This is a genomic window from Pseudomonas sp. GM84, assembly GCF_000282535.1.
Classification (GTDB): Bacteria; Pseudomonadota; Gammaproteobacteria; order Pseudomonadales; family Pseudomonadaceae; genus Aquipseudomonas.
The window spans coordinates 1-7,038 of sequence record NZ_AKJC01000144.1 but is presented as its reverse complement, the minus strand read 5'-3'; the positions used below and the strand labels follow the sequence as shown (position 1 = coordinate 7,038).

Genomic DNA, 7,038 nt, shown 5'->3' with positions numbered 1-7,038 from the left:
ACCCCTGTAGCTATGGAGAAAAAGCTGAAAGCTGCAGCTTGAAACCTAAACCGGTGTCCAAAAATAGTTGACCAGTTCAAGCCGGCTCCCACAGGGATCGCGCAAGCTTTGCTCTCCCAGATCTTGTAAGATCACCCATCGCCACTGAAACCAGTGACTGGGATTTGCAGAGAAAGAACATGATCAAGATCACCCCAACCATCGAGTGCTCCAACAACGCACCTTTCGTCCTCTTCGGCGGCATCAACGTCCTCGAATCCGAAGACCTGGCCCTCAAGGCCTGTGAAGAATACGTGCGCGTCACTCAGAAGCTGGGCATCCCCTATGTCTTCAAAGCCAGCTTCGACAAGGCCAACCGCTCCTCGATCCACTCCTACCGTGGCCCAGGCATGGAAGAAGGCCTGCGCATCTTCGAAAAGGTAAAAGCCGAATTCGGCGTGCCGATCATCACCGACGTGCACGAAATCTATCAGTGCGCCCCGGTCGCCGAAGTGGTCGACGTGCTGCAGCTGCCGGCCTTCCTGGCCCGCCAGACCGACCTGGTGGTGGCCCTGGCCAAGACCGGCAAGCCGGTCAACATCAAGAAGCCGCAGTTCCTCAGCCCTTCGCAGATGCAGAACATCGTGCAGAAGTTCAAGGAAGCCGGTAACGACCAGCTGATCCTCTGCGACCGCGGCACCTGCATGGGCTACGACAACCTCGTGGTCGACATGCTCGGCTTCGGTGTGATGAAGCGCACCTGCGACAACCTGCCGATCATCTTCGACGTCACTCACGCCCTGCAGAACCGCGACCCGTCCGGCGCTGCCTCCGGCGGCCGTCGCGAACAGGTCGTCGACCTGGCCCGCGCCGGCATGGGTGTCGGCCTGGCCGGCCTGTTCCTGGAAGCCCACCCGAACCCGGACCAAGCCAAGTGCGACGGCCCGAGCGCCCTGCCGCTGGACAAGCTGGAGCCGTTCCTGGCCCAGATCAAGGCGCTGGACGACCTGGTCAAGGCGTTCCCGCCGCTGACCATTTCGTAAGTCCTCGGCAACAAGGATGGTGAGCATGGCAACTTCTGAACAACGGGTCGCGATCGTCATTCCGGCCCGCTACGGCTCTACCCGCCTGCCGGGTAAGCCACTGGCCGATATCGCTGGCAAACCGATGGTGCAGCACGTTTACGAGCGCGCCCTGCAGGTGGCCAATGCGCAGGTGGTGGTCATTGCCACTGACGATGAGCGTGTCGCCGAAGCCGTGCGCGGCTTTGGTGGCGCGTGCGTGATGACGTCGCCGGACCACCCTTCCGGCACCGACCGCCTCGCGGAAGTCATGGCCCAGGTGGATGCGGATATCTACATCAACCTGCAAGGTGACGAGCCGTTGGTGCGCCCGGCGGACATCGAAGCCCTGGCGGCTGGCATGCTGGCAGATGCAAGCGTCAATGTCGGTACCCTGTGCCATCCCATCGACGCACACGAAGCGGGCAACCCCAACACCGTCAAGGTGGTGCTGGCAGGCAACGGCAATGCGCTGTACTTCAGCCGCTCGCCAATCCCCTACCCGCGCGACAGCGAAGCGGCAACCTACCTCAAGCACGTGGGCGTTTACGCTTATCGTCGCGAAGTGCTGGCCGAGTACGCCAACCTGCCCCAACCGATGATGGAGCACGCAGAGAAGCTGGAGCAGCTGCGCTTGATGGCTGCCGGTTACTGCATTCGTGCTTACGTGGTCGAGCCGACGGGTCCGGGTGTGGACACGCCTGAGTGCCTGGAGCAAGTGCGTGCACTGATGACGGGCCAAACCCCGGCAACGAAGCCGACGCTGGCCGATATCCGCTTGGTCATTACCGATGTGGACGGCGTGCTGACCGATGGCGGCATCTACTACGACGCCACAGGCGAATGCCTCAAGCGCTTCCATGTGCGCGATGGCATGGGCATGCGCTTGCTGGAAGAGAACGGCGTGCGCGTGGCCGTGCTGTCCGGGCGTGATTCGGCGACCTTGCGCAAGCGAGTAGCCGACCTGGGTGTGACCCTGTGCCAGTTTGGCGTGAAGGACAAACTCGCAGCCTGTAACCAGCTCATGGCCGAGGCTGGCGTGACGCCTGAGCAAACCGCCTGCATCGGTGACGACTGCATCGATCTGCCAGCGTTTGCGGCTTGCTCGATGTCGTTCGCTGTAGCGGATGCTCCGGTTTACGTGAAGGCTGCCGCGACGCAGACACTGACTTCGGCCGGTGGCACCGGGGCGTTCCGTGAAGTAGCCGATGCCATTCTCTTTGCTCAAGGCAAGGATGCGGTGCTGGGTAGCGCTGCAGGGTACGCGAAAGTGATGGCAAAGATGGCACAGTAACAGCGGATGCAGTGTCGCTGTCAGCAGCGATCGAATGACAGGCCGCAAAAACCCACCGAGATTCGGTGGGTTTTTTTTTGACCACAGACCACACACACTGCAACCGACCGCTTACGACTCGCAAGCTCTTTTCTCCCCTCTGCTCCCTTGATTGAACCCCCATGCCGCCCCCCCTGGAAGCCGGGACACAATTTTGTCATATTGCCGAGGTAAGAATTGTAAATGAGAGACGCGCAAGCCTACTTAAATTGAGTCGACCCTAGTCTGGGAGATGATATGGAAACAATGGCACTTGGAGTACTGGTATTGCTCGCCACTTTCATCGTCATCATTGTTTCCCTCTCTTTAATTGGCTGGGCCGGGCATCTGAAAAATGAGAAAAGCTCAGATTTTCTATAGAAAATACTTAGGTGCTTGCGCTTTAGAGCTCTCAGCGGGATGACGGGCATCCTTCGATATTGGTCGCAGTAACGGCGTCGCGCCTAAGCGTCGAGGCCCTTGTCAGCAAGCAGCCATTTGCAGCATTTGCGGGGGCAACCACGTTGACCCGATGGAACCTGTCATCTTCCAGCAGTGGCTGGACACAGCTTTCAAGGGGCGGCGATAGGGTTTCTCGGTATTTCGTAAAAAGCCTGAAGGATTTTAGGTAGTCAGCCGGTTTTGTGGTTGTCCCGTAGCAGGCAACCTAGTCATAATATGCGCCAACTCCCAGTCATGGACGAATTTGAGTGTCAGGCACATCATTCGATTCACCGGAAAAAATCCAGGTAATCTCGGTTCTGAATAAGCTTTCGTCGCAATCAGGCGGCGTGACTAGAGTTTCTTTGTCTCGTGCAAAGTCGCTTGCGCTCTCCGGCTATACGTCAATTATCGCAACTGTAGAGTTTGACAATGCCTTGCCCAAATCAGTAAGCGAGCTTCTCGCTGACGAACGACTTGGGGCAAATGTAGGTGTCCTCAACTTTTTCGAATACTACGGGGCTGTTTCACATGACGACAAGGTCATCGAGTCAATCTCAGAGCACTTCGTAAATAATAAAGCAAGCGTTGTCACCAGGCACTCAAGATATATCGGGATTACAGGATTCAGGTCCAACGAATACCTGGATCTGGGTGGCCGAGTCTTTGCCCGCGAAACAGTGAGCGCTGAAGGCAACATTATCGGCTTCCAATTAGACATGCCTGGCAAGGGTGCCAAGAATTTCTTGACGCGGGATGACGCGTATACCCATTGGTTAGATGAGCTATCTGAACATGGGGATTGCACTGTATTTATTGCAGATGCCTCGACCAAATCAGATGCCGTGTCCAAGGTTTCTTCCGAAAAGGCGAGAAAGGTTCTCACCCTGCATGGAAATCACCTGGCGAGCCCTTATGTATTTGGTAGCCCTGTCAAGAATATGGCCGCTAAAATCATCGATAATGCCAGATTCTGTGACGCCTTGGTCTTACTCACAAACGCTCAAGCCGCAGATATCGCAAGGCAGTTCCCTCGCCTTGACAATTTATCCGTGATTCCGAACTCCGTTGGCAATTCAGGGCGCCATTTCCCCTCCAGATCAGGTGTTCGTTTTGCTGTGGTTTCGCGGCTGGAGACAGTGAAAAACGTGGAACTTATAGTGCGAGCCTTTAATGGCGCACTGTCCAAAAACCCAAACCTGTCTCTGGATATTTGGGGGCATGGAAGTAGAGAACCTCAGCTCAGGAAGATGATCGAAGGCTATGGCATAGTTGATCAAGTTCATCTAAAAGGCTATGCAAACCCGGTTTCATCGGTTTTCCTTGAAGCGAGAGCCTCGTTGTCGGCATCTGTTTCGGAAGGATTCGGACTGAGCATTCTGGAGTCGATGTCATTTGGCTGTCCGGTGATCTCGCTTTCCTCAAACTACGGGCCTGTGGAACTTGTTGAGGACGGCGTTAATGGATATCTCGTGAACAATGAGCAAGCGATGTCTGAAAGGATTCTCCGCCTCGCCGAGGATGTTCATGGCTACGCAGAAATGTCCAGAGCCGGCATCAAGACCGCTGACAAGTACAGCCCTGACAAGATAACTGCGAAATGGGTCGACTTGATAAGCAGTCTTTCTGACCCCACCTATTCGCCCAAAGCCACCCTCAGGTCAAACCCGCTAATTGCCGAGTTCTCCAGCATTGGTGGGAATATCATTGTGAAAAATCTAGGCGAGGAGATTTCTGCTTACCGAAGGTTGCAGGTGGTTCGTGTTGATCGAAGCAAACTCATTAACGATAAAGCATGCCTGATCGCGTCGGGTGTCTATGACATCCATAGTGTGCATGTCGCACCTGATGGTCGCCTGCTGATAAAGATTGCTCAAGGCGGCAACGAGTATAAAGGCGTGATTCCGAAAGGGTCTGTAACATTCAGGCTGTTGTCCTAACGCTGCGCCGAGGTAACTGTATAGGGCCTGATCATCAACCGATACGGATCAATTTATTCGTAGGCCGTTGATAGAGGTGATTGATTTTCTCGGCACTCGTACCGCATCCAGGTCATAGGTCAATGGCTGCCCATTGACCCATGACCTGTCCATCAGTCGAAGATTTCGACTACACCCACTACCCCGCCTTTTTCGTCAACCACAGCCAATGCACGGATCTTGTTGTCCAGCATATAGGCCTCTGCCTCCGAAAGCTGCGCATCCTCCTGGATGGTATGCGGCTTGGCGGTCATGAACTGAGCCACGGATTCGTGGATGGTCCCTTCGTTATCCAGCAAAGCCCGGCGCAGGTCGCCGTCAGTCACGATGCCAACCAGTTTGTCGTTATCCATGACAACGGTAAGGCCCAGACGGCTGCGGGTCATGACCAACAGGCAGTCATGGAAGCTGGTAGTCGGCGTAACGACAGGCGCCGGCGAGTGCATCACGTCGCAAACGCGAGTCAGCAGCTTGCGACCCAGGCTGCCACCGGGGTGGTAACGGGCGAAGTCCATCGGCTTGAACTGGATGGCTTCGATCAACGCCACTGCCAGCGCATCGCCCATGGCCATCGTGGCCAGGGTCGAAGTGGTCGGGGCCAGGTTGTTCGGGCAGACCTCGCGCTCGACCGAGATGTCCAGCCAGATGTCGGCGTGCTTGGCCAGGGTGGACTTGCCGTTGCCGGTCATGGCGATGATCTTGTTGCCGAACGACTTGAGGCTCGGGATCAGCTTGATCAGCTCTTCGGTCTCGCCGCTGTAGCTGATGAGGATCAGCACGTCGATGGGCTTGAGCATGCCCAGGTCGCCGTGGAAGGCTTCGGCGGGGTGCAGGAAGAAGCTTGGGGTGCCGGTGGAGGCGAAGGTGGCGACCATCTTCTGGCCGATCAGGCCGGACTTGCCCATGCCGCAGACCACGGTGCGGCCTTGGCAACCGAGGATCAGCTCGACTGCACTCTGGAATTCGCCATCCAGGCGATCGGCCAGGTGAGTGACGGCTTGGGCCTGGGCGATTAAGGCTTCTTTGGCGATGTTGAGGTGGTTCATTTTCGTCCCTGACGACTGCAGTTAATGCGAAGCGGCGAATGGTAAGGTTTTTGTCATGGTTAGCAAAGCGGCGGGAGTGTTATGGGGGCTGTGCTGGCTTCTTCGCGGGGTAACCACCGGCTTTGATAGCTGCGATGGACCTGTGGGAGCCGGCTTGCCGGCGATGGGGCCCTAACTGGCGGCATGGGGTCGTCCAGCTACCTTGTGTTTGCCTGCTCGGGCCTCATCGCCGGCAAGCCGGCTCCCACAGGGATATCGCGCAGGCTACTGGATATTGAGCAAGACAGTGGCTCCCACAGATTGAAGGGGCGTACTCCTACTGTGGATTCAGACGTTTCCTACAAAATTGGAGTGGAGGTGTTGGGGCACGGGAAATATCCTACGTTGTCTGTCGACGGGCGTCTGATTGCTGCGGGAAAGCTAGCACTCTAGGATTTTCGGGTCGCTGAAGGTTCAGCGATCGGGTGTGGAAACCCGCTTAATCTTCAAGGTGCCTGCCGTTATGGCAGCTGTGCGCGGGAGGCCGTTTGGCCTACCGGGGTTCCTTGAAGACCGGTTTTCCACCCCGCGTACAGTTGCCTCCATTCGTGTGGAAACGGAGGTGGCAGCTCCTTAATCTTCAAGGAATTGCTATGAAAAAAATCGTACCCGACCCACCTCACTCCTTCGACTTACCTCCCGGCAAAACCCTCTGCCGCGCCATTGGCGAAGGCATCGTGCCGATGGAGCACGTGCTGATGAATGTGTCCCACTACTTGATGTTCGCCTACAGCGACAGCCGTCGCGCCCTTGAGCGTATCGAGGATGAAGAGACACGGCAGCAGCTGCAGCATGGGCTACGGGCGATGCAGATTGCCTGGGGGCAGGCGTACGCCTTGGCTTTGGCGGTGGAGCGCAAGCCAGGGTTGCGGTGAAGGCAGTGCGAGCATCAGGCGCTTCGCGGGTGCTCGCCGGGAGAGTTTCATTGCCTTTGAGACCGAGCGCCGCCCGCGCGGCGCATCGCGGATGAATCCGCTCCTACATTTGTTGCAACGTGCCAATGCCTGATAGGCCATGGTTGACAGCCTTGTTGGCACGGCGAGATTTTTCGGCTGGCGCTTTTGACGCCACGCCTGCCTCAATACCTGCACCAAGGCTAACAACCATGGCCTGAAATGAATGGCACGTTGCAACAAATGTTGGAGCGGATTCATCCGCGATGCGCCGCGCGGGCGGCGCTC

Annotated in this window: 6 protein-coding genes; 4 read left to right on the top strand and 2 right to left on the bottom strand. The window is 56.8% G+C overall.

Features of this window, described 5'->3' with window-relative positions:
- Positions 1-179: 179 nt before the first annotated feature.
- The 3 genes from kdsA (at position 180) to PMI38_RS12960 (ending at position 4,733) form a co-directional block, all read left to right on the top strand.
- Positions 180-1,022 (top strand): 3-deoxy-8-phosphooctulonate synthase, encoded by an 843-nt coding sequence (kdsA, locus tag PMI38_RS12975; protein WP_008094640.1) that lies wholly within the window; start codon positions 180-182, stop codon positions 1,020-1,022.
- A 25-nt stretch (positions 1,023-1,047) separates the two neighbouring features.
- Positions 1,048-2,334, top strand: coding sequence for a 3-deoxy-manno-octulosonate cytidylyltransferase (kdsB, locus tag PMI38_RS26605; protein WP_008094634.1), 1,287 nt, complete (start codon positions 1,048-1,050; stop codon positions 2,332-2,334).
- Positions 2,335-3,062: 728 nt separating this feature from the next.
- Entirely contained in the window at positions 3,063-4,733 is a 1,671-nt protein-coding gene (locus PMI38_RS12960; protein ID WP_008094629.1) for a glycosyltransferase, read from the top strand.
- Between the two features lie 152 nt (positions 4,734-4,885).
- Here PMI38_RS12960 and PMI38_RS12955 read toward each other — a convergent pair whose 3' ends face one another.
- Positions 4,886-5,818, bottom strand: coding sequence for a KpsF/GutQ family sugar-phosphate isomerase (locus PMI38_RS12955; RefSeq protein WP_008094627.1), 933 nt, complete (start codon positions 5,816-5,818; stop codon positions 4,886-4,888).
- Positions 5,819-6,450: 632 nt separating this feature from the next.
- Between PMI38_RS12955 and PMI38_RS12950 the strand changes: the two genes are divergently transcribed.
- A complete protein-coding gene (locus tag PMI38_RS12950) occupies positions 6,451-6,732 on the top strand; it encodes a hypothetical protein (protein WP_008094624.1) in 282 nt (93 codons plus the stop codon).
- A gap of 103 nt (positions 6,733-6,835) precedes the next feature.
- Here the strand turns inward: PMI38_RS12950 and PMI38_RS27515 are convergent.
- Positions 6,836-7,038 (bottom strand): hypothetical protein (locus PMI38_RS27515; protein ID WP_238540193.1); only part of this gene is annotated, 203 nt, incomplete at its 5' end.

Bases quoted from the DNA above. Each gene is read 5' to 3' on its own strand.
- kdsA (WP_008094640.1), top strand. From the start codon at position 180: ATGATCAAGATCACCCCAACCATCGAGTGCTCCAACAACGCACCTTTC.
- kdsB (WP_008094634.1), top strand. From the start codon at position 1,048: ATGGCAACTTCTGAACAACGGGTCGCGATCGTCATTCCGGCCCGCTAC.
- PMI38_RS12955 (WP_008094627.1), bottom strand. From the start codon at position 5,818: ATGAACCACCTCAACATCGCCAAAGAAGCCTTAATCGCCCAGGCCCAA.
- PMI38_RS12950 (WP_008094624.1), top strand. From the start codon at position 6,451: ATGAAAAAAATCGTACCCGACCCACCTCACTCCTTCGACTTACCTCCC.